Raw genomic sequence first — 1531 nt, 5'->3', positions numbered from 1 at the left:
CGCAGCCTGCGCGCCGGAGGTGGTCGCGTCGGGTGCCTCCGTTGTGGAGGCTTCGAGGCGCGTCGCAAGCGCGCCACGCACCGCAGCCAGCGTCCGCGTGCCTGCTGCGCCAGTCGGTGAGACGCCTCGTCGCCCGCCGGGCCCGCCCGGGTACTCGACTGACATGGCACTCATCGACAGCACGGGGTTCGCGCACGTCCGCCTGACCGTCACCGACATCGAGCGGTCCAAGGCCTTCTACGACCAGGTGTTCGGCTGGGAGGTGGCGATCGACGCGTCGGACAAGGCCGGCGAGCCGGGCGTGGACGAGTCGCAGGAGGACTTCTACGGCGGGGTGGTCTACCAGACCCCGCAGGGCACGCTGTTCGGCCTGCGGCCGGTGGGGGAGGACCGCTTCGACTCCACACGCACGGGCCTGGACCACGTGAGCTTCGCGGTGGCCGACCGGGACGCGCTGGTGCGGGCGGCCGAGGCGCTGGACGGCGCCGGGATCACGCACGGTGAGGTCACCGACCTGACCGACGCGGGCCAGGCGATCCTGTCGTTCCAGGACCCCGACGACATCAACGTCGAGCTGACCGCACCCCTGTCCTGAGAAGGGTGTACAGCCCCACCCCCCGGGTACTTGACTGACCCCGAGGCACCCATCCACCGACGCATGGAGGAACACATGGCCGACCAGCCGCTCGACGACGACGACATGACCACGAGCCCGACCGAGGGCGGCGGCGGGGACGGCTCCGCTGACGGCATCGACGCGGGCCCGGGCCCGGACACCGGCCCGGCCGACTCCAGCGACGGCGACGCCTCGGACGGCGACTCCTCCGACGCGAGCGACGGCGACGCCTCCGACGGCGACAGCTCGGACGGCGACAGCACCGACGCGACCGACGGGGACGCGTCCTGAGCGACACCCCGGACACCCGGGGAGCGCTCGACCGGCTCACCGGCGAGGGCCCCCCCCAACCGCGGGCCGGGGGGGGGGGGGCCGGGCCCCCCCCCCCCCCCCCGCTTTTGGTGGTGGGGGCCCCGCGTCCACCACCACCGGGTCGACCCGGACGAGCTCGCGGCGTACCTCTCCCTCGAGGACGCCGACCGCCTGCTCACCGCGACCGCGATCCGCGCGCCGCAGGTCCGCCTCGTGCGCGACGGCGCGGTGCTGCCCGAGAGCGGCTACACGCGCCAGGCGTCCATCACCGGCCGCCCGCTGACCGGGCTGGTCGACGGGCGCAAGGCGGTCGAGGAGTTCCGGAACGGCGCCACGGTGGTCTTCCAGGGCCTGCACCGGTCGTTCCCGCCGCTGGTCGACCTCATCGCCGAGCTCGAGCTCGAGCTCGGCCACCCGTGCCAGGCCAACGCCTACCTCACCCCGCCCGGCTCGCAGGGCTTCGCGGTCCACTCCGACGTCCACGACGTCTTCGTGCTCCAGACCGCCGGCACCAAGCAGTGGGAGCTGCACCCCGCGGAGGGGTCCGAGGAGCCGCTGCTCGAGGCCGGGCACGTCATGTACCTGCCCACCGGCACCCCGCAC

At 74.2% G+C, this 1531-nt stretch carries 3 protein-coding genes; all 3 read left to right on the top strand.

All coding sequences use genetic code 11. The features are described 5' to 3' along the window. The first annotated feature begins 163 nt into the window (after window positions 1–163). Window positions 164–595 carry a VOC family protein gene (locus ACOJTC_RS32585; protein WP_420119759.1) on the top strand — a complete coding sequence of 144 codons (432 nt, stop codon included), beginning with the start codon at window positions 164–166 and terminating at the stop codon, window positions 593–595. Between the two features lie 63 nt (window positions 596–658). After that, entirely contained in the window at window positions 659–907 is a 249-nt protein-coding gene (locus ACOJTC_RS32580) for a hypothetical protein (RefSeq protein ID WP_420119758.1), read from the top strand. A 234-nt stretch (window positions 908–1141) separates the two neighbouring features. Next, the coding region (locus ACOJTC_RS32575) for a JmjC domain-containing protein (protein WP_420119757.1) at window positions 1142–1531 on the top strand (390 nt) is incomplete at its 3' end.

The sequence above is a fragment of the Micromonospora sp. genome, assembly GCF_048594385.1.
Lineage (GTDB): Bacteria > Actinomycetota > Actinomycetes > Mycobacteriales > Micromonosporaceae > Micromonospora > Micromonospora wenchangensis.
Note: the sequence above shows the minus strand (reverse complement) of the source record. Positions and strands in the feature narration are given on the sequence as shown.

Excerpts from the sequence above, each read along its gene's own strand:
- ACOJTC_RS32585 (WP_420119759.1), top strand. The coding sequence starts at position 164 with ATGGCACTCATCGACAGCACGGGGTTCGCGCACGTCCGCCTGACCGTC.
- ACOJTC_RS32580 (WP_420119758.1), top strand. The coding sequence starts at position 659 with ATGGAGGAACACATGGCCGACCAGCCGCTCGACGACGACGACATGACC.